Raw genomic sequence first — 25,960 nt, forward strand, 5'->3', positions numbered from 1 at the left:
TTAAACTCTTACATAATCACTGCTGTTGATGCTGTTTACGATTTCATACATGTTGCTAACTTCTCCCACCTCTAATTGATCGCTTAAATCATAATAGTCAAGACAGGTACCACAGATTAAAACTTCTACTCCAGCAGATTCTAATTTTTCTAAAGTTGCTGTTACATCCTTTTCCAGAACAGCCATTTTAACACCTGAATTTAGAAAAATCACTTTCTCAGGCAGCGGCTTAATATCCAGCAGAGTCGAAAGAAAACCTTTAATTAAAATTTTCCCTAAATCTTCTTCGCCCTCCCCTAATTTATCAGAAGCAATTAAATAAACTTTTCCCGCCTCAGACGGATGAGAAACAGCTGCTTTATTATTTTCACTTTTTACTTTTTCTCCAGTGTTTTTTATTATAATCTTAAAATAGTCAGCTGACTCCTCTACAATACTGACTTCTGCTTTCATTTTCTGGGCTAATTTAGCTACATTTTCAGAAGCTATTTTATTGTCAACAATCACCAAAACTTCCTCATTATCTGCCATCGCTTTTTTGGTCAGTACAACCGGTTTGGGGCAGTCCAAACCTCTAGCATCAATCTCCTTCATTTTTATTCCTCCAGTTAAAATAAATTTAATAATTTAAAGTTAACTTATTTAAAGTTTATTATAAAAAACTATTTTTCTAATCTATGTATTTTAAATCTAATTCCTCACATATTTTTTTAGCTGTTACATAGGCCATCTCACCTGTAAATGAAACACACTGCTTGATATGATCTTTAGAACCTAGTTTATGGTCTTTAGTTAAAACTCTGCAGCAGAGTGATCCGTGAACATCTCTAAAGTAGTCATGAAGTTCTGCCGCAAGCTCCATTGTCTTATCAACCTTTTTGTCACCTGGCTGTCGACGGCCAAAGAAATAGCCGAGCATCATCTGAGCCCCAATAACTGCACCACAACTGCAGCCGGAATTACCCATTCCAACCGGAAAAGCAGATGCCATGGCCACTGCATCATTACTAAGATCTAAAGAAAATTCCTCAATAAAAGTTTTAACTATTGATTCTGAACAGTAAAAATCTCCGTTACGATAATAGTTTTCTGCCTTTTTCTTAATCTGATTAAGATTAATTGGATCAGCTTCTTCAAAATTTTTCTGCATCTGACTATAATCAGGACCAAAAACCATTGCTTTAATTTTTTTAAACATTTATTCCTCCCTGAATCACTTAATCTTCTCTAATATATTTAATAATCTATTTACTTCAGCTTCAGTATTAAAATAACCTGGGCTGATTCGCAGCAGCCCCAGCTCATCTGTGCCTAAAAATTTATGTAATAAAGGAGCACAATGCAGCCCACCCCGCAGCTGAATATCATAATCTTGCTGCAGTTTAAAGGCCAGCTGATTGGAACTGCAGCCCTCTAAATTGAAGGCGGTAACAGCTGTTCTATTATTTATATCTTTTTTACCAAAAACCTTAACCTGAGGCAGAGAAGTTAAGCCCTCAATTAATTTTTTTAATAAATTCATTTCCTGCTGATGAATATTTTCTAAACCCTCATTTTGAATAAATTTAATTCCTGCCCCCAGGCCAACAATTGCAGGTGTATTTAGAGTCCCTGCTTCCAGATAATCAGGCATGATTTCCGGCTGTTTAATGCTCAAAGAATTTGCTCCGGTCCCACCTTCTTTTAGCGGCAGCAGTGTCTCTGGATTTCTAACATATAGAGCACCAACACCGGGAGGTCCAAAAAGCGATTTATGTCCAGGAACCGCCATAAAATCAATTCTCATTTTATCTACATCTATGGGAATCACTCCTGCAGTTTGAGCTGCATCAACTAAAAACAGGATGCCTTCTGCAGCAGCAAATTCTCCGATCTTCTGCAGATCATTGACCGTCCCCAGTACATTAGAAGCATGAGAGATTACAATCAGTCTGGTATTATCTCTAACAGCATTTTTTAAGGACTGATAATCAACTTCTGCACTTTCTAAATCCAGATTTATATAGTCTACCTCTATTTCTTTTTCTGTTTTTAAACGCTCTAATGGTCTAAGTATAGAATTATGTTCCATCTTAGAACTAATTACATGATCTCCTCTTTTTAAAACTCCCTTGAGAACAGTGTTTAAAGATTCGGTAGCCCCAGAATTAAAAACTAAATTGGCAGAATTCTTAATTGAAAAGAACTCAGCTATATTTTCCCTGGTACTAAAAATCATTCGGGCTGAATCTAAAATCTCTGCAGAACCAGAACGACCGGGATTCATACCAGAATTACGAAAAAATTGATCTACTTCCTGATAGACAGACTCAGGCTTAGGCCAGCTGGTAGCAGCATTATTAAAATATATCATAAAATTAACCTCCGTTTTTTAAAATCTGTTCTTATATAATTAATTCTTTTTCTTAGGTGAAAAACCTTTATTTAAAATTGAAAATCTAAGATTTAATTATATAAAATACTCATTTATGTTCACGTACCTGGTACGTGAACATAAACGAGCACAGATAAACAAAAAACTCCTGCTTTTACACAGGAGTTCAAGTTGGAGGTAATTTAGGATAAATTTATAGATTTTAAAGTTTTACTAAATCTGTATCCCTATAGATTTTCTAAATCTGCTTTGATTTCTGCTACCAGTCTATCAATTTCCTGATAATCTTCATCAGCTCCATGACCCTTAGCAACTACTGGATCATAAAGATCAACTTTTAGATTTGGCATTAAATCAAGCAGTTTATCTGTCATTCTACCTGCCCAGCCGTAAGAACCAATAATTGAAGCATAACGAGTCTTTGGCTTTAAGACATTTGCCAGGTAAGCTGCATATACCGCAGATGGATGAGGACCTGTTAAAACAGTGGGTGAACCAAAGATTACGGTTGAGGCATCAACTAAAGAAATTGCTAAATCACCAAGATCAACATCAGTTAAATCAAATGGTTTAACCTTAATTCCTTCGTCAATTAAAGAGCTGATAAAGTAATTAATGAGATCTTTAGTACTACCATGCATTGAAACATAAGGAACTACAACCTCAGGTTTCACTTCATCACTTACCCAACCCTGGTAGGCATCTAAGATCATATCAGGATTATCATAAATTGGACCATGACTCGGAGCAATCATATCAATCTCGTAATCTTCTAATTTAGCCAGATTCTTTTTGATAATCATTCTAAAGGGCATCATAATTTCTGCATAATATCTTTTGGCCGCCTTATATACTTCTGCTTCGTCTTCTACAAATAAATCACTTGTAGCTAAATGAGAACCAAAGAAGTCACAGGGGAATAAAATGTTTTCTTCCTGCAGATAAGTTGACATGGTTTCTGGCCAGTGGACCCAGGGAGTATCAATAAACTCTAAGGTTCTACCACCAAGATCAATAGTTTCACCATCTTCAACAGCTCTAATTTGATCTGACTCAAGCTCAAGTAAATCTAAAAGCATTGGTTTTGCCTTCTGGGAACTTAAAACCTCTGCTTCAGGAAACTTCTTTAACAGATGTGGAATTGAACCAGAATGATCCTGTTCCGCGTGGTTGGAAATAATGTAATCAATTTTTTCCACACCCAGATCATCCAGATTATCCATAAAATCTTCCACAAAATCAGGCTCTACTGTATCAATTATTGCGTTTTTTTCTTCACCTTTAATGAAATATGAATTGTAACTTGTTCCGTCAGGCAGGGGAATCAACTCATCAAATAATTTGCGGTGCCAGTCAATAATCCCTACACTATAAATATCATCTTTAAGCTTTCTAAACATATAAAACTCCTCCTTATATTCTTATACTTCTAAAAGTTATTATAATTTGCTTATGTACAGATAAAATTCCTATCTGTACATTATTATATTAATCCTTAGCTGTTTTGTCAAGTTTATTGTATAACTATATTTTTTATACTTCCGTGAGCTATATCACAGAAAAAAGTGTGCCCCAAATTAACCGGACACACTTTCTAATTCCAAAATTTAAGTCTAAGAAGATAATTGTCTGTTAACCGCTTTTAAACAGGCTTTAGCAATTGCCAGAGCTATATTGTTATCTAAATAAACTGCACCAACCAATTTCTCTTTTAGTCGATTACTCTGACTGTCGAAATTATATACCTGAGCAATTACAAGTTCTTCCTTACCCTTGATTGTAAATACATCTTCTACAACTAGATGACCATTAAAATCTAAATATCTATTTATAACTTCAACTACTGATCGGGCAATAAGTTTTTCCAGATTTTCTCCCATCTGAGCTTCAAATGATTCAAAAATCTCCTGCTCATTGATCAGCATCTTAACATTACAGCGGCAGCTATTATTTTCGGTATAAATGGAAACTAATTCTATTCGATTACTGGAAAAATCATTAACAGCTTTTTTGAAATTGCTGTCAATTCTGGCAATGCTTATTTTTTTATGGTCGATTTTAAAATCATTATGAACCATGCAGACTGTTTCTACATCTCTCACAATTCGCTTGGGATCTCTCTTCTTATCTGCGATAATATGTATTTCATCTATTTCATCTGCACCAGTTAAGCTACAGGAAACTACACCGTCAAGTTCTTGAATTAATTTTTTAATCTCTGTATTCATCCTTAACTCTCCCCTTTTTAAATCAAAATACAAACTAGTAATCAAACGCTAATTCTAATTCCTTTATCTTCTCTTCACTTTTAAATTTATCATCAAAATAACCATCTTTAATTAATTCAATTATTTTCTGAGCAATTTCGGGATCAAACTGCCCTCCAGCACATTTCTTAAATTCTTCTATTATTTCTTCTTTAGTCATTGGCGGCTTATAGCTTCTGCCGGTGATCATTACATCCAGAGAATCACAGGCAGTTAAAATTCTGGCTCCTACCGGTATTGCTTCGCCTTCTAAACCTTCCGGATAGCCTTTACCATCCCAGCGCTCATGATGGTAGAGAATAATATCTAATTCATCATTAATTAAGTCTATATCTTTTAAAAGCTGATAACCATATTTAGTGTGTCTTTTAATCTCCTCGTATTCCTCATCACTTAAATTATCAGAAGTACTCAAAATATGATCATCAACATAGATTTTCCCAATATCATGAATCTTGGCAATACTGATAACTTTTTCCGATTTTGCTCGCGATAAGTTCATTTCATTACAGAGATGATAGGTATATTTTGCTACCCGTTCACAGTGGCCTTCAGTATAATGATCTTTAGAATCAATTACCTTCAGAAAACTTTCGATTATTTGAGTATAGGAATTCATCTGCTGTAAGCGCGAATAAAAGAAATCTTTAATAATAAATAATAGTATAATAATAAGAACAAAAAGCACTTTACTAAAATAAATATAAGAAGCCAGCAAAATCAATCCTAAAAAATAGGAAGTAATTAGATTTTTCGAAAGCTCTCTAAAATAACTTATCAGTGACATCTTATTTACATCATTATTAGCTAAATTGATCACTATAAAAACAAACAAATTATTTAAAATAAAATATACTAAACTAGCAAAAAGAATAGATAAAAAAGGAAAGGAATTCGTTTCAATATACGGATAACTAATATTAAAAGCTATAGACGCTACTGAAGCTGAAATAAAAAATACAGCACGATTAAATAAAAATTTATACCAAACAAAACCCAATTTTTGACTTTTTAATTCAATAGTACCAATTGCAGCTATTACACCAACCCAGAATGGGTTTAAAGTAAAAAAGGCAGTTGCAAGAACCGGCAAATTCATTGAAGTAGTAATCTCAGTCATAGAATTAAAAAACATGCTAAAATTACTAATAAACACTAGCGTAATTAATAAAAAAGATAAATTCAATAAATTTATATCAAAAGCAGAATTATTAAATAATATTAAAAATAGTATTATAAAACTTATATGTATAAAAATTAAATATAACTTTAACTTTTTGTTCATAGTTTACACCTCCTAAATACAAAAAATAATCTGACAGCAAAAATAATAAGTTTAAATCTTTACCATCTACTGGATTCAGCTAATACAGAAATAGCTGTTCCAAATGTAATTAAAGCAGTTGTAATAGCAATATAAAGCTTTTTCATTAAGATTCAGCTCCCTTCGTTTTTGGTATTTCTAAGCTCATTTACGAAGGTAAGCTAGGCTCATTTTTTTAAGCTAGTCTCTTTCTGCTGTCAGATTACTATTTAATATAATTCAATGTTTTTGACAAAAGTCCTCTTTTTTTGAGAAAAAAAGTACTATAAAACCTTAATTCATTAGTTTTGACGGTGATTTTTAGTATAATCTAACAATTACCAGAAAAAATAACAAAAATCGACAGGTACACGGTACTTGTAATTTTTTGACCGCTTCTGTCGATTTATGCTAAAAGTTACTCTATATTTGGCTGAGTCATTTTTTTAGGATTTACATGTTTTTCAAATTCTTCGGCACTTAAATAGCCAAGATTAACTGCAGCTTTTTTGAGACTGAGATCTTCTTTAAATGCTTTTTGAGCGATTTCTGCAGCTTTATCATATCCAATTACAGGATTGAGGGCAGTAACCAGCATTAAACACTGTTCCAGGTAGTTTTCTATCTGTTCTCTGTCTGGCTCAATCCCGCTCAAACAGCGCTGATTATAAGAACTAACTGCATCTCCCAGCAGTCTAATTGACTGCAGTATATTATAGATAATCAGCGGTTTGCTTACATTAAGCTGAAAATTACCACTGCCTCCACCAATATTGACAGCTGTATCATTGGCCATCACCTGGGCTGCAGCCTGAAATAGGGCTTCAGCCTGGGTTGGATTAACCTTGCCCGGCATAATCGAACTTCCCGGTTCATTTTTAGGAACTTTGAGTTCTCCAATTCCACAGCGAGGACCGGAAGCCAGCCAGCGGGTATCATTGGCCAGTTTCATTAAAAACGAGGCTGCTGTTTTCAATACTCCACTTAAATTAACAAAACTATCATGAGCTGCAATCCCTGCAGATTTATTAGCTGCAGCTCTAAAATCTTTATCTGTTTCTAAATTTATGTATTTAACTGCCAGCTTATCAAATCCAGCTTTGGTATTTAAACCGGTTCCTACAGCAGTTCCACCCAGAGGCAGCTTTTTTAAGTATTTGAGACTGTCTTTAAGCATCCCAATTATATCCTCCAGCTGAGCTGCAAAAGCTGCAAATTCCTGTCCCAGAGTAATTGGAGTGGCATCCATCAAATGAGTTCTTCCAACCTTGACAAGCTCTTTATGTGCTTCTGCTTTCTCAGCTAATTCACTCTTTAAATCAGCAAAAATCGGCAGCAGAAAATCTTCCACCTTAGTCACAGCTGCCAGTGCCATTGCAGTTGGAAATGTATCATTTGAGGATTGAGACATATTAACATCATCGTTGGGATGGACTGGTTTTTTGCTTCCTAATTCTTCTCCTGCCAGCTGCGAAATTCTATTTGCCAGCACTTCATTTACATTCATATTTGTCTGAGTTCCAGAACCAGTCTGCCAGAGAGAAATAGGAAAATGCTGATCAAGCTCTCCTGCAATTAATTCTTCAGCTGCTCTTAATATATAATCTCTTCTAGCCCTGCTAATTAATCCCTGTTCATGATTTGCCAGCACAGCCGCTTTTTTGACAATTCCATAAGCTCTAATTATTGCAACCGGCATTTTCTCTTCTCCGATCGAAAAATTTTCCACAGCCCTTGCAGTCTGCGCACCATAAAGTTTGTCAGCAGGCACCTTCACTTCCCCAAGGCTGTCTTCTTCTAAACGATAATCCATCTGACACCTCCAATAAATAAAATGTTTTAAGACTATAAATTCAAATTACTCTCAATAAAATATAAATTTAAAAGTTATACATAAACACTATCTTCTTTTTCGTCGGAATCGGAATCTTCCAGCTCTTCTTCCTTTTCTTCCAGCTCTTCCAGTTCCCTCATTACCTGTTGTTCTTTTTCTGGATCTATTTTGTAGAGATCAACTTCCAACTCTTCGGCTTTTTTATTAAAATCTTCATTTGGTGCTGCTGAAGTTTTGGCAGCCATATTTTCTTCCTTTTCTGAGCTGCTTTCAGCAGGAACAGCACTATCTCCAATTAGAGAAGCCGTCCACTTGCCGCATCTGTCACCGGTAATAGCTATTATTTTACCATCAGCTATAACTTTAATTACCTCACAGTTGTTGGCACAGTCCTCACACTCAAAACTTGTTGTTTCAAACTCCTGTTTTGTTAGATCAAAACCTCTAAAACTGCTTTCCTGACCGCTTCTTTTAACATCTCTTTTGGCCAGCATGGCAATTCCAATTGCTCCCATCACACCATGATGTTCAGGTACGATTACTTCCGCTCCAATTTCTTCTTCAAAGGCAGCTTTAATCCCGATATTAGCTGCCACCCCACCCTGGAAAATATATTCTCCTTTTAAGACCCGATTCCGAACCAGGTTATTCATGTAATTTCTGACCAGTGCTTCTGAGAGACCATTGATGATTTCAGGTTTAGTAAATCCATACTGCTGTTTAGAAATCATATCAGATTCCGCAAAAACCGTACAGCGGCCTGCTATTCTGACATCCCGATCAGCTTCTAAGGCCAGTTCTCCAAATTCTTCAATTGGTACTCCCAGTCTTTCTGCCTGGTGATCCAGAAAAGAACCTGTACCTGCTGCACAGACAGTGTTCATCGCAAAGTCAACAGCAATTCCATCCTCGACGATAATCAGTTTAGAGTCCTGACCCCCGATTTCAAAAATCGTACCAGCTTCAGGATGATAGTAGGTTGAGGCCCGGGCATGAGCGGTAATCTCATTTTTAACTGTATCCGCCCCCAGCACATAGGCAATTAACTGGCGGCCGCTTCCGGTAACACCAACTCCACTAATCTTATAATCATCAAGCTCAATTTCTTCTTTAAATTTAGTTAAACCTTCTTTAACCAGCTCTATGGGATTACCTGAGTTGCGTGTATAAAGTTTAAAAATAAGTTCGTTTTCTTCATCAATAGCAACAATATTTATACTAACTGATCCTATATCTACACCCAGATAAAGATTATTCATCTACATGACCTCCCTGTATTTTTTTTCTCTGATCATATCCAAAAATGCTTCCACTCTGGTCAGTACATTTGCATCAGCAGTCTGCTCATCTATAGTAATACTTAAAACAGGTATCTCATATTTTTCAGATAAATCATCCATTACACTCTGCGAAACAAGTTCTGGTAAACAGCCAAATGGTTTAAGATGAATTATCCCATCAAAACCTTTTTGCTTAAAATCAATAGCATGTCCAATATTTCCCTGAGCATGGCCGCCAATTTCAATTTCAATAAATTCCTCTCCCTTTTTCTCAATCTCTTCCAGATCTTTTCCGATAAAAGGAAAGGCATTTTCTCTAATCCAATCAGCCAGATACTGAGAGCGTTCAACTTCAAAACCAAATTGATTTACCTTTTCTTCAACCTGATTATTGATAGACTTCTCCAGCACAACATATATCTCGCCAATGATCCCTATTTTAAGGCGCTCATTTTCAGCTGGAATGGAACCTTCAAATTCTGACAGTTTATTTAAATATTTATTTTTGATTTCCTTAACCTCTGCAGTGGTTTGAATTTGATGAAATTCTTCTTGAGCCTTAATCCAGATTCTATTGATTGTTCCCTGATCATTATAAGCTCTTAAGATTTCTATCTTTTTCTCAATCTGATCCATTGCTCTTGTAAGTTCATAAACAGTCTTGATTACTTTAGCTACTTTTAACCAGGAGCTGTCTCCTTTTAATCTTTTTACTATCTCATAAAAATATTTATAATCATCGCGAGGAGAATCAATAACAATAATCTCTACATCATAGCCTAAATCCTGAAGAATCTTTTTATGAACCTCACCGTAATACCCTGCCCGGCAGGGTCCATGACCACCACTTGTAACTAAAGCATCTAAATTCTTATCCATCAATTTTAAGTAGATACCGGTAATCACTTTAAAAGGAAAACAGGCAAATTCGGGGCTGTATTTTACCCCCAGATCAATGATTTCTTTATTAGGTTTAGGTGGCATTACTACATCATGTCCCAGCAGTTCAAATAATTTGGCATATACAATTGTTGGTCCCATATAAGGAAAAGATAGTCTCATCTTAGTTATTCTCCTTTTTTAACCGCAGCAGATCGATAAAGGCTTCAATTCTGGTTATAATATGGCTTTCTCCTGTTTGTTCATCAATTCTTAAGGTCATAAAGGCCTTATCATATTCTTTGGCATCAATTTCTAAAATCTGACCCAGCATTGAATCAGGACCACAGCCAAAAGCAGTTAAATGAATCACTCCATCTATCTGATCATTTTTTAAATAATGTTCTGCTGCCCCATAAAGTTTATTTGTAAACTCCCAGAACATAGGCTTACGCAGCTTAGATAACTCTTTTTCTATAATTTCTGCTGCTACCATCGAAAATGTGTGGATTCTAACCCCCATTTCCTTTAGCTTATTAAGAATATCCATATTTAGATACTGATCAGAAACATTATATCCATAACCAATAACAGCAATGTCAACAACTTCTTCATTTCCAGGTGTTACTATCTCTTTTCTCTGGCTTTGAGGTATTTTTTTCTCATTTTCAAATTTAGAAATTAATTTTTCCAGCCCTTCTAGATCTTCAAGCCTGGAAAAATCATTGATTAAATACCCCTGATAAAGCAAATTTCTATACCGCTGCCAGAAATTAGAAGCCTTTGTTAAAGCTTTTTTCATTTCTTTTTTCGGAATAGAAAAAATTTCTGCCAGCTGCTGATGATTGGAAATTTGTGCTATATCATCACTCTTTGAATCAATCTGATCAGCAATTATTTCCGCTTCCAGTCCTGGTAAAGAGTGTTTGATCATATCCGGTAGGCCAATAATTTTAGGACAGAAAACTACACCTTTCCGGATTGAGTGAAATCGCGGCAGAAAAATATAATCAACATCTTTTTGATCCAGATTTAAAACATGGCCAATTATAACTTTAATGGGGACACAAATTTCTGATAAAGACTTTTTTACTCCTTTATCCAGCAATTTTCGGGATGTATTATCAGAAATAACAGGCTCTAGACTCAGTTCATCAAAAAGCTTGAGCCAGAAAGGAAAATAGTAATAATAGAGCAGAGCTCTGGGGATCCCAATCTTTGTTTTTTTCATATCTCAATGCCTCCAAAACTTATCAGAAAATTATTTTCAGTTTATAAATATTTTATAGTAAATTTATAAAAAATGCAAAAATTTTAGCTGCTGTGTCCCAGAGATCTGGACATTTTTTGAGAATATTCTACTACCAGCTCTGCCAGCTCATTCATTCTGGCCTCAGTCATTCTGGTCATCGGAGCAGAAATACTGAAAGCAGCTACTACCTTACCCTGATGATTAAAAATTGGTCCGGCAATACAGCGAATATCTTCTTCCTGTTCCTCATCATCCACTGCATAACCCTGTTTTCTTACTTTTTCCAGGTGATCTAAAAGTTTATCGATTTCAGTTATCGTATTTTCAGTATTTTTTTCCATCCCCTTTTCTGCAAGAATTTCTTTGACCCGCTCTTCAGGCAGATGGGCCATAATTGCCTTACCCAGACTGGTTGAATGGGCGGGAACTCTTTTTCCAACCTGAGAGTACATGCGAATAGTGGCATTACTTTCTACTTTATCTAAATAAATAACCTCGCCTGAATCCAGAATACCAAGGTGAATAGTCTCTTCAGTTTTCTGCATTAATTCTTCTAAATAAGGACGGACCCTAACTCTGCTGTCAATATCATTTAAGACCTTTGAACTTAATTCAAAGAGCTTAATTCCGGCAATATATTTATGATTGTCCTCATTTTTTTCTAAAAAGCCTCGGAACTTCAGGGTATCAAGCAGCCGATAAACAGTGCTTTTATGAATCTCAAGTTCTCTGCTTATCTCGGTAACCCCCATCCCATTTTCTCTATCTACTATTAATTCTAAAATATCAAGAGCTCTATCTAAAGATTTTATTAACTGATTTGGTTTTTTAGAAGCCATTATTCAGTCCTTTCTTTTCTTAAAATAATTAATTTTATTTTTTGAAAAATTTTCTGTTTTTCTCTAAAACTTCACTTAAATATCTCTGAAAACGCGAAGGCCTTTTGTTTTTAATATAAAAATAACCGATAGTTGAGGTAATAAAAGCGCCAATACAGTCTTCCATCAGGTCAAACATTGTATCTACCAGCCCTGATTTCTGCATATTCAGTCCAAAAATTGTATCCATCCAGAACTCAAAAATTTCCCAGAAAACTCCAATAGTTACCGCAAATGAAAATGCAAATACTGCTACAAAAATTGGACTTAAAACTACATCAATATTCTCATTTTTATTTAAAACATAAACCATTATAAATCCAATAAAACCCATACCCATTCCATAAATTAGATGCAGCATACTGTCCCACCACCAAAAACGATAGTAGAACTCCTGCTGTTCACCAAGATACATGGAAGCAAAAATGAAAACAATTATTATAAACTGCAGTCCATTTGGAATGTGCAGATAATTTTTATCGGTCAAATAGGCAGGTAAATAGATTAATATAATAGCCAGCACTGAAGTAAAAAGGTTAAGCCAGTTTTCTGCCAAAAAGTTACCGACAACAGCTGCCAGCAGCAGAATTAGAAAAAATCGCGTAATATAAAGCTGTAATTTTTCCTGGTCCATAATAAATCCTTTCCAAATAATACTTCCTTATTTTGTTTATTCAATTACAGATAAGATTTGCTCCCTATTTTCTTCTAAATCGGGAACATAGCTTTTCATTAATTTTAAATCCCCTTTAATTTTAAACTCTTCCGAATAAGCAGGAATTAAGACACTTTCAGTTTCATTTAATTCAATTTCCTGATCATCCCAGCTTATTTTTCCTGAGCCTTCGACAACTGTTAAAATATAAAATCTCTCCTGATCTCCCTTAGCCTGATAACTTTCCTTTATCTTAATAATATCAAGTGCAAATTTATCATTCAAACAGTAATAGCTGTAATTATAATCCTCCTGACAAACTCTAAGTCCTTTTCTCTTTTCTGAGTCCAGTTTAAAATCAATAACATCCAGGGCTTTTGATAAATGAAGTTCTCTACCACGGCCGTAATCATAAACTCTGTAGGTTGTATCACTGCTCTGCTGTATTTCTGCAAGCATAATTCCAGGTCCAATAGCATGGAGCAGCCCGGCTTTGATAAAAAAGACATCTCCTTTTTCCACCCTGACCTTTTTAACAAACTGATTAATTTCATCATTTTTAACTGCTTTTTTAAATTCGCTTTCTGTACAGTCCTCAGTTCCAATAATTAAATATGCATCTTCATCTGCGTCAATCACATACCAGGCTTCTGTTTTACCGGCCTCACCGGGATATTTTGCTGCATATTGATCATCTGGATGAACCTGAATCGATAACTGAGACTGAGCATCAATTATTTTTAAAAGCAGTGGAAATTGATCTGCTTCAATATCTTTACCCAGAATCTGCTGGGGATACATCTCTGTCAATTCTTTCAGACTTTTACCAGCCAGTTTTCCGTTTTGGGCAATACTCATTCCGGACTCCTGGGCTGAAACATCCCAGCTTTCTCCAATCGGGCCCTCAGGCAGATCATCGCGAAATTTTTCGAATTTGCGCCCTCCCCAAATTTTTTCTACATATTTATGATCAAATTTTAGTGGATAAAACATCTTATTCCTCCTATATATTTAGCTAAATTTTAGCATTTAATTATTAAAATTTGCTTAAATTAGTTCAATTTATTATTGCAATTTAAGCATTTAATTTAAGACTTTATAACTTCTTTTTGTTCAGCCTAATTTAAAGCCAATTAAGCATTTAACCTCACTTTTAATTTATCACCTTTATTAATCTTTGCAGAGAGATTAACAGGCTCTCCATTTAAGATCAGCTGCATCTTCTGCTGCATGTTATCGGAAATTCCATAATTAATATAGTCAAAGACACCTGATACAGTTAAAGTCCTCGAAAAAGCCTGGATCTGATCTCCAGCTTCAATTGTATAGTCCAGTTCTTCCTGCTCTCCGTTAACCTCTACCTCCCAGATTTGGTCAGGGACAGTTAATTCACTGCCGTTAAAATAAAAGTCAATCTCCTGATTTCCCTTTTTCTGGAGTAAATCTCTAATTGTTAAATTGTTTTCCTGTTTTTCTTCAATCTGCAGTTCCAGCCCATCTTCCAGGGGCTGATCTAGATCAACTTTCTGCCGGTCAGCTGCAGCTGTAATTAAATAATTGGAGCAGACAGTTTCTTCTTCCCTGCCATTAAAAGTATATTTGATACTTTCATTTTTAAAGCGCTCTGCCGGAACTTCCATAATTTGAGCCATCGCATCCCGAATCGTTCTGGGTACAGTATACTTAATCTCAGCCCCATCAACTAAATCTGCTTCAAGATTTACCAGTTTCCCGTTCTGAAAAACCCTGGTTCCAACTCTATTTTCGCTGCCATTTAAATATATCTGATAAGCAGAGAGATCCTCTTCTGGAATAATATCTTTAATCTCGGCCTCTGCATTCCGCCCCGGTCTGCCCGGTTTAAAAGTGATATTGTCACCATTATTAACTTTTTCCTTAAGTTTTGCTTCTTCCTGATTGAGTAAAATTTTAGCAGAACTGCCCATCTCACCTTTGACGGTTTTGAGTTCTCCATTGACTGTAGCGGTAATCCCCATTCCTGGGCGGGGAGTCAGCTGCTCCATCTCTATATCTGCAGCCAGCAGGGCATCAGCAGCTGTCGGCTGAGAGAGGGTCAGTAAATTTATCCGATCTCCATTTACTCCAACTTCAATAAAAACTGCTTTACTCTGGGTTTCTCTGGTTGTAACTGCAATTCCCAGCGGAGTTAGAGTCTGAGTCGTATTAATTCCCTCAACCTCACCTTCAATATTTTCTAAATCTTCTCGTTTACGGATCCCAATTCTGCTTTCAATTATATCAATTTTTTCTGAAAATTTCTTTTTAAGACCGGGAGTTAAACTTCCGCCTCCAATAAAAATAACTGCCTGGGGTGGATTAGAATTGATCTCTAAAATACTTTCTGCAATAGAACTGCTTAAGAGTTCAAGCTGATCTTCAATTGCAGCCAGCACCTCATCTTTATTGATTTCAATACTTTCTCCTAAAATTGTTTTGACCTCAAGTACATTATTTTCAGAAAGGCTGCACTTTACCCGCTCGGCATTATTATAATCTATTAAAAACTTTTCGGAGATAATTTCGGTTATTTCATCTCCGGCGATTGGCACCATTGCATAACCGGAAATTGATCCACTTTTAGTGATTGCAATATCAGAGGTACCGGCCCCAATATCAACTAAAGCCAGATTAAAGTTGCTCATAGCTTCGGGAATAACCACATGGGAGGCAGCAATTGGCTCTAAAGTTAAATGTTCTACCTCCAGCCCCACTCTATTAATCACCGAGAGCAGAGAATCAATTACAATTCTTGGTAAGAAAGTAGCCACCAGTTCAACTTCCATGTTTTTTCCGCGCTGACCTAAAAGATGACCAAGCTCCATTCCATCCAGCTTATATTTACGAACTGTATAACCTACAAAATGATAATCCACAGTATTTTTCGGCTTTTTCTTTAACTCAAGCCCCTTGAAATCAGCTGAATTTCCCTGCTGCTTATTATTAAGCTGTCCCTGAGCCTTTTGAATAGTTTTTAATTCCAGTGTTTTTAAATCATCTTCTTCAACATATCTGCTTCTTTCCAGCTCAATGTTATGACGCTGAGTTACTGTTTTTAAGGCTCTACCAGCAGCAGCAATTGCAACATTTTTTAGAGTTAAGCCAGATTTTTCTTCCAGCTCTCTTTTTACTTCTGCAACAGCTTCTGCGACTCGAGCTACATTATGTATCTGACCATCAAGCATTGCTCTGGTCTGATGTTCCCGCACAGCTGAATGAATAATTTGATATCCACCCTCTTTTTCCTTGATTAAAATGCCAACAATTGTCCTGGTGCCAATATCCAGAGCAAAGGTTATCTCCTCGGTCATAATAGTATTCCTCCTATAAACATTTATTAGAAAAATATTTAAAAAATCTCTTAAATTTAATCTTCCTACCTGCTAATTATATTCTATATTCAGACTGATATCCCTTTAAAAAATCAAAGAAAAAAGTTGTAAGGCTTATCAAATCAAGAAAACTACCTTCCTAATTCACTTAGAAAGATAGTTTTAAAAAACAGAGGCTCCAGCCTTAAATTATATTAAAATTTACTCCTGCTATAATTTAAACAATAACCTTAGTAATTACAATATTCATATGTTTTAAAAGGTCCAATTCCTTATCCAGCTCATTACCTTCGTCATCTTCGATTAATCTAAGCACAGGCCGGGTAGGAAAACCCACATTTTGATCTTTGACCACAGCTCGATGACCGCTGCTTAAAATAACTTCGGATCCATTGGGATAAAATGATACCTGGGGTAAAAACTTTTTAACCAGCTGATAATCAAACAGTTCTTCAGTATGATTCATAATATATTCTGCAGCCTTATAGGTGGGCCATCTGTCTCGATAAACACGATCACTGGTCAGAGCATCAAAAACATCTGCAATTGCAGCTACTCTGGCAAATTCGTGGATTCCATTTTCTTTTAAACCCCGGGGATAACCTGATCCATCCACCCGCTCATGGTGAGAATAAACCACAATTCGAGAGAGAGGACTGATCGATTCAATCTGCTGCAGATAATTAAAACCCAGTTCCGGATGGTTTTTCATTAGCTGATATTCATAATCGGTCAGACTGCCGGGTTTATTTAAAATCTCCTCGGGAATTAATGTTTTTCCTATATCATGCAGCATTCCACCCATTCCCAGTTTAAAAAGTTCATTTTTGCTGTAGCCCAGCATTTTACCAAGAGCAATACAAACCACACTCACATTTACTGAATGCTCATAAGTATAATCACTGGTACTCTTTAAACTGACGAGATTTAATAATACATCCTCGTTTAAAACCAGTTCATCTGTGATGTCTTCAACAATACCTTTTAAATCCTGCGTATTCAAATCCAGGAATCCATTCTTAATTCTGTCAAAGGTATTGGTCACAATTTTTTTTCCATTACGCCTGGTGCTGTCTTTAATTGCTTCGTTAATTTCAATATTATATGAGTACTTATCTTCAATATAAAGATGTTTAATTCCCAGTTCCAGCAGTTTCTTTTTATATTTATATAAGTTTTTGACACCTTTATTTAAAAGGACATTCCCTTTTTCATAAATTGGCTTAGCCAGTTCCATATCCTCTTTTAAATTCTCTGTTAAGACTAAACGCATAGTATAATCCTTCCCCCAATAAATAGCTAAATTTTACCCGTGTATATTATTATAAATTTTTACTTCCTCTTCTCTGGGCTCAGAGACTCCCAGTGCACCCCTTACTTTACAGTATTTAGCCGCAGTTTTCAACCCTTCTGCCAGAGCTTTTTGATAATTTTTTTCTTCCTTAGTTAAATAAGTTAAAAATCCCGCTATCAGGGCATCTCCGGCACCTAAAGTATCGACAGCCTCTACCGGTAGAGCTTTCCCTTTAATTAATTGATCTCCAATTTTCATTAAAACTCCCTCTGCTCCCAGACTTAAAACAGCAGCTTCAACACCTCTTTTTGAAATCCATTCTAAAAACTTTTCTGGATTTTCTTCTTTTTTACTTTCAGAGAAAAAGGCAATATCCACTTTAGGAATAATATCCTCAATATAACTTTTATTTCTGAGATAAGAAAAATCGAAAGAAAGTCTGGTTTTATAATGAAGTTTTGGCAGATAATCTTCAAAGTAAGCATAAATATTACTGTGCACTATTTTTGAATTTTTAATTATCTCCAGTACATTTTTATTGATTGATAAGTTTTTATAAACGCCTTTATCAACTGCCTCTACCTGAGATTCTGAAGCTTTTCTTTTAATAATAGAAACAGCATTCCGTCCTTTGCGAATATCATTTACCGGATAGGCAACCTTTTCTTTCTTTAAAGTATTATATAAAAATTTGGCATTTTCATCGGTGCCAAAAACCCCATAATAAGCAGCCTTAGCTCCCAGCCTTTTTGCTATCACAGCTGTATTATAGGCGCCCCCACCGGCATACACTTTTTTGTCCTCAGGATAATAATCAGCTATATTATCTCCTACAGAAAATATATCATATTCCATAAATTTTCCTCCTCCAATAACTATCAACTTTATTTGAGTTTAGGGTAAACAACTTTTATCTAAGATTATATTAATTTTTGCAGACTAATAATAGAAGCTATTTTACTTTTCTATTAAACTCTGTAAATTCTTTAATCGGTTTAATTTTTTCGACTATTGGTGGAATAATAACCAGCTGAATTACCATTCCAGGAATTCCGGTCAAAAACGCTCCCTGCATAAAAGGAATAAAGGGTGGGTTAAAATTAAAAAGTGGTCCGACTGCAATTAAGACCAGTCCATAAACTATCCGCCCCAGAATCATTGCTGCAATTAAACTTAAATATATATTTTTAAATTTATTAGAATATAAATAACCTGAAATCAAGCCAAATGCTGCCAGTTCAAAAGCCATCAAAACTGCAATCGGGGGCATCATTGGCGGCATCGCAAAAAGTAAGGTGCTAAATAAAGGTGTGATAAAACCGACAAGAGTTCCATAAAAAGGTCCCAAAATCAACCCCGTCAAAAATACCGGAATATGCATTGGAGAAATTAAATTCCCCAGCGTCATACTGCCTGTCAGATTAACCAATCTTGGTAAAATAATTCCTAAAATCAGTAAAAAACTTGCCCAGACTAATTTCCTTGTTTGGTTTTTCAAAATACTCACTCCATATTATTTTTTTGTATTTTTTATTATTTAAACTTGAGACTGTTAACTAACTGTTCAATTAATTTTCGCTGCTTAATCTTACTGCTGCCGTCAATCTCAAAACTTAATTTTAGCAGCTGCTGTTCATTTTTTTGATTAATAAAGTACTCCAGGCTTAACTCGTCTTCCCGCTGCAGCTGCAGTTGATAAATATCAAGTTGATCACTGCTTAAATTTCTTTTTCTAACTTCAAATCCATTTTCTTCAGCTGTAATTGCAGCATAATTAAACTGTTTTCTGCTGGTTTCCATAAAAGTTTTGCCGCTTAAATCCTGCATAAATATTTCGCCATTAACTTCTTCCGCCTCAAGTTGATATCTAAATTTGATTTCTTCTTTTAAAGCTCTTGCCTGACTAAATTCCCAGCCTTCCGGATAGGAAAACGCAATCAGCTCATTCTCAAATTTCTGCCTGTTAACCCTTACAGACTGCTTCTGGCTTTGATCCTGCTTTTCTGAACCGCTATTACTCTCTCCAGAGCCTGAGTTTGACCTTTTCTGAGCAATATAATCCTCTAAATATTCAATTCTGCTCTCCGGTATAGGGTGAGTCTGGGTAAATTCTAAAAGCTTAAAATTATTGCTGTTTTCTTTAAAGATTTTCATCAGCTCTATCAACCCCTGAGGGTCATAACCGCTGCGCATCATTAAATCAACTGCATAAATATCAGATTCCTGTTCCTGTTCTCTGGAATAACCATTGGCGATTAAATTCTGAGCCACATTTGTCATTGTTTGATATTGATTGTCTGTAAAATGATTAAATAACAGATTTAAAATTGAAAGCCCCATATTTCTTTCCAGGTCTTCAGTTAAATGTTCTTCTACAGCATGGCCCATCTCATGGGCAACTAGTCCTGCCAGCTGGTCCTCTGTATTTAATTTCTGCAGCAGACCTTCAAAAAGCATAATATTCCCATCACCGATGTAATAAGCATTAATTAACTGATCATGGATATGATGCAGCTTAAATTCTTCATCTTTAAAATCACCCTTAACTATATTTGCTTCCAGTCTCTCTAAAGTTTCGAATTCCAGACTGCCGGCTTTAAATTCTGTAATCCTGTATTCTTGCTCTAAATTATCATATAATCTTGCAGCAACATCTTCCTCATATTCAGAAAAAGCTGAAGCTGTAAAAGCAGCTGTAGTGACTAAAAAGACTGTCAAAACTACTATCAAAAATTTATTTGATGATAAATTAATTCTCTTCATTTTAAAACCTCCAATCTTAAGCAGCTTAGTTATATAATTATTGTATTACTTTTTTTGCAAAAATAAAACCCCTAATTTAGAATTATTTCCAGAACTAAATCAGGGGTTAATAATAACTTATTCTTTTTGAGTTAAAAACTCTTTTTCTTTTTTAATAACTCTGCTGCTTTCCTCAAATGCGGGTCCACCTTTAGTTGCATGAGAGTTAACTGCGGCTTTGACAGAAAGTTTTTCTTTTAATTCTTCAGCGTCAACTTTTAGATATTGTCCGAGAATTTTTTCCCATTCTTTTTGCTGCAGCTGGTCAAGCTCTTTTTCCTTTTTAGAAGCAAATAAGACTGCTTCTCCCACAATCTGATGGGCCTGACGGAAAGGAATACCCTTATCTGCCAGAAAATCTGCCAGTTCAGTTGCGTTTAAAAATCCTGTGGCAGCAGCTTTTTGCATAGCCTCTTTTTGGACGGTCATGGTTTTCAGCATCTCAGGATATAATTCCAGAATAACTTTAACTGTATTGACACTGTCAAAAAGACCTTCTTTATCCTCCTGTAGATCTTTATTATAAGCCAGAGGCAGTCCTTTAATAGTCAGCATCAGCTGATTTAAACTGCCGATTACTCTACCGGTTTTACCCCGCACCAGTTCAGCCAGATCAGGATTTTTCTTCTGCGGCATAATTGAACTGCCTGTTGTGTACTGATCGGCCAGTTCGATAAATGAAAATTCTTTAGAATTCCACAAAATCACTTCTTCACTTAAGCGGCTTAAATGCAGCATCAAATTAGAAGCAACCGCCAGGAATTCTAAAACAAAATCTCGATCACTGACTCCATCCATCGAATTTTCGCAGGCTCGCTCAAAACCAAGTTCCTGAGCTATAAAATCACGATCTAAATTAAAAGAACTGCCGGCCAGGGCACCAGAACCCAGAGGAGAAACATTAATCCGTTTTAAGGCATCTCCAAAACGCTCATAATCGCGCTTTAACTTAAAGTAATAAGCCAGCAGATGATGCCCAAAGGTTAAAGCCTGTGCCCGCTGCAGATGAGTATATCCAGGCATTACAGTTTCTGTATGTTCTTCTGCCAGTTTCAGCAGAACCTGCATAAATTTAAGAATCATTTCTCTGATCTGCTCAGTCTGATCTCTAAGATATAAGCGCAGATCAACAGCAACCTGATCATTACGGCTGCGGCCTGTATGCAGTTTACCTCCCAGCTCACCTATTTCAGCAGTTAAGCGGGATTCCACCAGACTGTGAATATCCTCAGCCTCATTAAAATCAAAATCTCCTGCTTCTAATTCTGCCTGCAGATCTTTTTTAACAGCTTTTAAACCTTCGGTAATTTTTTGTACCTCAGCTTCAGTTAATATCTTCTGTCTGCCCAGCATCTTAACATGGGCCAGACTGCCTTCTATATCATATTCCATTAAATTAATATCAAAGGGAAGAGAAGCATTAAACTGGTCCATCAGCTCAGAAGTTCCGGCCTCAAATCTTCCTCCCCATAATTTGCTTTTTGTCATCTATTTACTCTTCTCTCTTTTTCTGATTTGCTACCTGGAGCGGTAGAGCCCAGAGATTAATAAACCCTGGAGCTGACTTATGATCAAAATTATCACTTTCATCATAGGTTGCCAGGCCGTGTTCATACAGAGAATACTCAGATTTTCTGCCGGCAAGAGTACATTTAGCCTTATATAATTTCACTTTGACTGAACCGGTTACAGTCTGCTGTGATTTGTCAACAAAGGCATCCAGAGCATCTCTTAAAGGAGAAAACCAGAGACCATTATAGGTTAACTCAGCGTATTTAGCTGCCATTTCAGCTTTGTAGTTTTTGGTATCACGATCCAGAGTTAAATCTTCTAGAGCTTTATGGGCGGTAATTAAAATTTCACCGGCTGGTGCTTCATAAATCTCCCTCGATTTAATTCCAACCAGTCTATCTTCTACCATATCAATTCTGCCGACTCCATACTCAGAGCCCAGCTCATTTAATTTTTCAACCAGCTTAATTGGCTCCATTTTTTCGCCATCCAGAGCTACTGGTACACCCTTTTCAAAATCAATTGTAATATATTTAGCCTGATCCGGAGTCTGATCGACATCTTTAGTCCACTGGTAAGCATCTGCAGGCGGCTCATTCCAGGGATCTTCTAAAACACCACATTCGATACTAATTCCCCACAGGTTCTGATCAATACTGTAAGGACTGTCCTTGGTTGCCTTAACCGGAATTCCGTTTGCTTCTGCATATTCTATTTCTGCATCTCTGGAAACAAATTCCCAGTCTCTTAAAGGAGCAATAATTTCCATTTCCGGAGCCAGTGCTTTAAAAGAAACTTCAAACCGCACCTGGTCATTACCCTTGCCAGTACAGCCGTGAGCTAAAGCATCTACCCCCTCTTTTTTTGCCACCTCAACCATTCTTTTTGCAATTAAAGGCCGGGCCAGCGCTGTTGCCAGAGGATACTTTTCCTGGTACATTGCATTAACTTTTAAAGCAGGATATACATAATCAGTAATAAATTCTTCTCTGATATCATCGATATAGGCTTTAGCAGCCCCAGTTGCCATCGCTTTTTCTTCCACTGCATCCCAGTCCTGAGGCTGTCCTAAGTGAGCGGTATATGTAATGATTTCCGCATCATATTTATCCTGAAGCCACTTAATCGCGACTGAGGTATCAAGTCCACCCGAATACGCCAACAAAATTTTCTTAATTTCTTTTTCTGCCATTTTAAAAATTCCTCCTTAGATTTTCTGCTCTCTTTTCAATCCTCATCAAATCAGCACTAACAATTTTTCTTAAATATATTCTTAGCAAAATACTGCTAAAAAACTACAAAAACCCGCCTCCATATAATAGAGACAGGTTAAGATCCGTGGTACCACTCTGCTTGATAAAATAATTTATCCACTTTCAGCCAATTTAACGCAGTTCTACGTTTTTTCCTACTTAAGTTCAGAAAAAAACCTCACAGATGCGCTTCAGAATTAAGTTTTGGTCAGGCTCTCACCAACCCCGACTCGCTAAATCCACTTAAATTCTTACTCTTCTGTTCACAGGTTTACTTTTGTTTATTTTTTTGTATTATATAGCATTTATTTAATTATTGCAAGAAATTCTAATATATTTTTTGTACCAGGTACAAAACGGCCATTTTGTACCTGGTTATAGTGATTTTTTTAACATAACAGAAACTTGAAAATAATTTAACTACTAATCATTTCTCTCATCTTTAAAAACTCAAAAATACTGAAATCAACTGAGAAAAAATAATCAGAAATTTCTCGAGTTGTTTTAGCCTGAGAAAATTCTTCTAAATCCCTTCTAAATTCATAAATCTCATCTAAATGTTCCAGTAAAATATCAATTATTTTTGACTGAAAATGCTGGTTGCGCTCACTGCTGACTATCTCCACACATTTTTCACGGGGAAAAGCATCTTTATATACTCTTTTTGAGGAAAGTGCATCAAATACATCGGCCAGCGCCACGATTCTGGCTTCAATCGGAATCTCCTCAGCTTCAAGCCCCTGTGGATAACCGCTGCCATCCCATTTTTCATGATGAGAGTAGGCTATATTGTAAGCCATATTTAAGATTTCAGAATGAGATCCGGCTAAAATTTTGGCTCCGATCTCAGGATGATTCTGCATTACTTCATATTCCTCAGCAGTCAGTTTTCCAGGCTTCTGCAGTATTGAATCTGGAATCCCGATTTTGCCCAGATCATGCAGCAGAGAAGCAAAAAATAAATTTTCAATACTACTTTTATCTGCTCCTAACTCTCTGCATATTAAAGCTGAAGTAAAACCGATCCGCAAGATGTGAAATAGACTGTCCTCATCCCTAAATTCAGCTGCTTCGCAGAGCTTCTGCATTATTTCTCGACTCAACTCTTTATTATCTGCCGCCATAGCATCTAAACGCATTTCTTTTTCTTCCAGACTGCGCAGTTTGTCTTCCAGTTCAAAAAGCGAGTCATTGATAAATAACGAGATTAATTTCTGCAGTTCAGGCTTTTTGTTATTTAATTCCTCCGGTTTCCAGTCCTGATCTAGATAAGAAATACCCCTGTTCTCTAATAAATTATGATAATAAACTGCCGACTTTTTGGCGACTTCACTTTCCAGACTTAAAAAACCTTTAAAAATTCGGTAATCTTCTTTTTTTATTTTCTGCAGGTTCTTATTTTCTCTGGTTGCCAGAACTGCAGAATAATCAGGATGAATCACTGTCAGCGACCATTCGTCAACTAGAGGTGAATCCTCTTTAAGTTCAACAAAAGTAGTATTTTCAAAATCTCTCCCTGCAGCTGCAGGAATATTTTCGGCAAAGATAAAAATCTGCCGGCAGATCTTATCCAGCTCTAAATAACGTTCTCTTTCAAATAAAAAGAATTTGTAATCCTGAAATAAAACATAGATATCTGCGTATAAATTATACTCTTTAACCACTTTCTCAACGGAATGAGACATTGCAATCATAGAAGCCTTAGTATAAATTTCTGCCTCCAGAGTGGAAACGCTGCCCTTTAAATATTGATCTAAGCCCGGCACAATTTACCACCATCCTGTATTTATAATTCCATTTCCTGCACTTCTGACAGAGTTGGCAGTGCAGCCATTGCACCACTGGCCGAAGCTGCCAGGGAACCCGAATAATTTGCAAATTTAAGTGTCTTTTCTAAAAATTTATTATCTACCTCTGCCAGAGTTAAATCTGTTTGATTAAAATTATATAATACTGCTGACATAAAAGCATCACCGGCACCAGTCGTATCAACTGCATCTACCTTAAAGGCCTCTACAAAACCTAAATCATTCAAATAATAGTAGGAGCCTTTACTACCACAGGTAATAAATAAAACTGGTATTTTATACTCTGACTTTAAAATTTCCGCTCCCTTTTTGATATCTGCTTCTCCAGTTAAAAATTCAAGTTCTTCTTCTGAAACTTTAACGATATCAACTTCATCAATTACAGATAAGATCATTTCTTTTGCTTCAGCCAGAGAATCCCAGAGCATTTCCCTTAAATTAGGATCATATGAGATCAGCATTTCATTCTGACGTGCCAGCTCTATCCCTCGTTTTGTTGCAGATCTTGCCGGTTCATCAATTAAAGAAATTGAGCCAAAATGATAAATTTTATTTTTCTCAAAGAGTTCTGCGTCAATCTCATCTGCCCTAAAAAATCTATCAGCACTGGGATCTATATAAAAATCAAAACTGCGGTCCCCATCTTCATCTAAAGTAACAAAAGTAATTGCAGTTTTGGCCTCATTAGTTAAAATTAAATTATCAATATTAACATTTTCCGACTCTAATTTCGTTGCCAAAAAATTACCTAAAACATCATCTCCCACCTTACCAATAAAACTTGCATCTACTCCCAGTCTGCTCAAAGCCACAGCCACATTGGCTGGTGCTCCACCCGGGTTTTTGCGAAAGTCCATATTCTGATCATCTAATGGGGTAAAATCAATTAAAGCTTCCCCTAAAGTTATTACTCCCTGCATTGACAGTCCTCCTCGTAAATTAATGAATATTTATTTTATTATAACATAAATAGAGCCAAATCAACATTTTTTAGGATAAATTTTAGACCAGTTATTTTTAGCCGAAAGTAAAATTTCTTGTTGATTTGACCCCTGAGAAGATAATTATTAATTAAGCGAATTTCATAAAAATAAGCCTTGATATAACAAAGAATTTAATGATATAAAAAGGGCTTCACCCCAATCTTGTCGAATTTAATAGTAGCACCCAAAAAACTCGAAAGAAGGTGAAGCCCTATTAATAATATTCGACAAGAGTG

At 36.0% G+C, this 25,960-nt stretch carries 21 protein-coding genes, 1 pseudogene and 1 other annotated feature; all 22 genes and pseudogenes read right to left on the minus strand.

Annotation, left to right across the window (positions count from 1 at the left end; all coding sequences use genetic code 11):
- Nucleotides 1-594: a sulfurtransferase-like selenium metabolism protein YedF gene (yedF, locus tag C7958_RS08280; RefSeq protein ID WP_111572207.1), complete on the minus strand. Its 594-nt coding sequence runs from the start codon at nt 592-594 to the stop codon at nt 1-3.
- Nucleotides 595-670: 76 nt separating this feature from the next.
- Complete coding sequence (locus C7958_RS08285; protein WP_347877287.1) at nt 671-1,150, minus strand: C-GCAxxG-C-C family protein; 480 nt, start codon at nt 1,148-1,150, stop codon at nt 671-673.
- 63 nt (nt 1,151-1,213) lie between these two features.
- A complete protein-coding gene (locus tag C7958_RS08290; RefSeq protein WP_111572209.1) occupies nt 1,214-2,353 on the minus strand; it encodes an aminotransferase class V-fold PLP-dependent enzyme in 1,140 nt (379 codons plus the stop codon).
- 248 nt (nt 2,354-2,601) lie between these two features.
- Complete coding sequence (locus tag C7958_RS08295) at nt 2,602-3,774, minus strand: FprA family A-type flavoprotein (protein WP_111572210.1); 1,173 nt, start codon at nt 3,772-3,774, stop codon at nt 2,602-2,604.
- Between the two features lie 213 nt (nt 3,775-3,987).
- Nucleotides 3,988-4,602 carry a hypothetical protein gene (locus C7958_RS08300; protein ID WP_111572211.1) on the minus strand — a complete coding sequence of 205 codons (615 nt, stop codon included), beginning with the start codon at nt 4,600-4,602 and terminating at the stop codon, nt 3,988-3,990.
- A 34-nt stretch (nt 4,603-4,636) separates the two neighbouring features.
- Nucleotides 4,637-5,926, minus strand: a complete 1,290-nt coding sequence (locus tag C7958_RS08305) for an HD-GYP domain-containing protein (protein ID WP_111572212.1) — start codon at nt 5,924-5,926, stop codon at nt 4,637-4,639.
- A 436-nt stretch (nt 5,927-6,362) separates the two neighbouring features.
- Nucleotides 6,363-7,757 (minus strand): class II fumarate hydratase, encoded by a 1,395-nt coding sequence (gene fumC / locus C7958_RS08310; protein WP_111572213.1) that lies wholly within the window; start codon nt 7,755-7,757, stop codon nt 6,363-6,365.
- A gap of 314 nt (nt 7,758-8,071) precedes the next feature.
- A pseudogene (locus C7958_RS08315) lies at nt 8,072-9,037 on the minus strand (acyl-CoA dehydratase activase); the annotation flags it as partial.
- Nucleotides 9,038-10,120, minus strand: a complete 1,083-nt coding sequence (locus C7958_RS08320) for an acyl-CoA dehydratase activase-related protein (RefSeq protein WP_111572215.1) — start codon at nt 10,118-10,120, stop codon at nt 9,038-9,040.
- A 1-nt stretch (nt 10,121) separates the two neighbouring features.
- Nucleotides 10,122-11,168 carry an acyl-CoA dehydratase activase-related protein gene (locus C7958_RS08325; protein WP_111572216.1) on the minus strand — a complete coding sequence of 349 codons (1,047 nt, stop codon included), beginning with the start codon at nt 11,166-11,168 and terminating at the stop codon, nt 10,122-10,124.
- An 83-nt stretch (nt 11,169-11,251) separates the two neighbouring features.
- Nucleotides 11,252-12,028 (minus strand): IclR family transcriptional regulator, encoded by a 777-nt coding sequence (locus C7958_RS08330; RefSeq protein WP_111572217.1) that lies wholly within the window; start codon nt 12,026-12,028, stop codon nt 11,252-11,254.
- A gap of 34 nt (nt 12,029-12,062) precedes the next feature.
- A complete protein-coding gene (locus C7958_RS08335; protein WP_111572218.1) occupies nt 12,063-12,701 on the minus strand; it encodes a hypothetical protein in 639 nt (212 codons plus the stop codon).
- Nucleotides 12,702-12,737: 36 nt separating this feature from the next.
- Nucleotides 12,738-13,715 (minus strand): type I phosphomannose isomerase catalytic subunit, encoded by a 978-nt coding sequence (locus C7958_RS08340; protein WP_111572219.1) that lies wholly within the window; start codon nt 13,713-13,715, stop codon nt 12,738-12,740.
- A gap of 140 nt (nt 13,716-13,855) precedes the next feature.
- Nucleotides 13,856-16,051, minus strand: a complete 2,196-nt coding sequence (locus tag C7958_RS08345) for a cell division FtsA domain-containing protein (RefSeq protein ID WP_111572220.1) — start codon at nt 16,049-16,051, stop codon at nt 13,856-13,858.
- A gap of 238 nt (nt 16,052-16,289) precedes the next feature.
- Nucleotides 16,290-17,345, minus strand: coding sequence for an HD-GYP domain-containing protein (locus tag C7958_RS08350; RefSeq protein WP_111572221.1), 1,056 nt, complete (start codon nt 17,343-17,345; stop codon nt 16,290-16,292).
- Nucleotides 17,346-17,378: 33 nt separating this feature from the next.
- Nucleotides 17,379-18,221 (minus strand): PfkB family carbohydrate kinase, encoded by an 843-nt coding sequence (locus C7958_RS08355; RefSeq protein ID WP_111572222.1) that lies wholly within the window; start codon nt 18,219-18,221, stop codon nt 17,379-17,381.
- A gap of 97 nt (nt 18,222-18,318) precedes the next feature.
- Nucleotides 18,319-18,864 carry an ECF transporter S component gene (locus C7958_RS08360; RefSeq protein WP_166668498.1) on the minus strand — a complete coding sequence of 182 codons (546 nt, stop codon included), beginning with the start codon at nt 18,862-18,864 and terminating at the stop codon, nt 18,319-18,321.
- 35 nt (nt 18,865-18,899) lie between these two features.
- Nucleotides 18,900-20,129: a M48 family metallopeptidase gene (locus tag C7958_RS08365; protein WP_111572224.1), complete on the minus strand. Its 1,230-nt coding sequence runs from the start codon at nt 20,127-20,129 to the stop codon at nt 18,900-18,902.
- 117 nt (nt 20,130-20,246) lie between these two features.
- Nucleotides 20,247-21,656: an argininosuccinate lyase gene (argH, locus tag C7958_RS08370; RefSeq protein WP_111572225.1), complete on the minus strand. Its 1,410-nt coding sequence runs from the start codon at nt 21,654-21,656 to the stop codon at nt 20,247-20,249.
- Between the two features lie 4 nt (nt 21,657-21,660).
- Nucleotides 21,661-22,872: an argininosuccinate synthase gene (locus C7958_RS08375; protein ID WP_111572226.1), complete on the minus strand. Its 1,212-nt coding sequence runs from the start codon at nt 22,870-22,872 to the stop codon at nt 21,661-21,663.
- A 125-nt stretch (nt 22,873-22,997) separates the two neighbouring features.
- Nucleotides 22,998-23,209 (minus strand) — a binding site (T-box leader).
- A 140-nt stretch (nt 23,210-23,349) separates the two neighbouring features.
- Entirely contained in the window at nt 23,350-24,699 is a 1,350-nt protein-coding gene (locus tag C7958_RS08380) for an HD domain-containing phosphohydrolase (protein WP_111572227.1), read from the minus strand.
- Between the two features lie 20 nt (nt 24,700-24,719).
- Nucleotides 24,720-25,661 carry a carbohydrate kinase family protein gene (locus C7958_RS08385; RefSeq protein ID WP_111572228.1) on the minus strand — a complete coding sequence of 314 codons (942 nt, stop codon included), beginning with the start codon at nt 25,659-25,661 and terminating at the stop codon, nt 24,720-24,722.
- Nucleotides 25,662-25,960 lie beyond the last annotated feature (299 nt).

It is taken from the genome of Halanaerobium saccharolyticum, from assembly GCF_003259895.1.
GTDB lineage: Bacteria > Bacillota > Halanaerobiia > Halanaerobiales > Halanaerobiaceae > Halanaerobium > Halanaerobium saccharolyticum_A.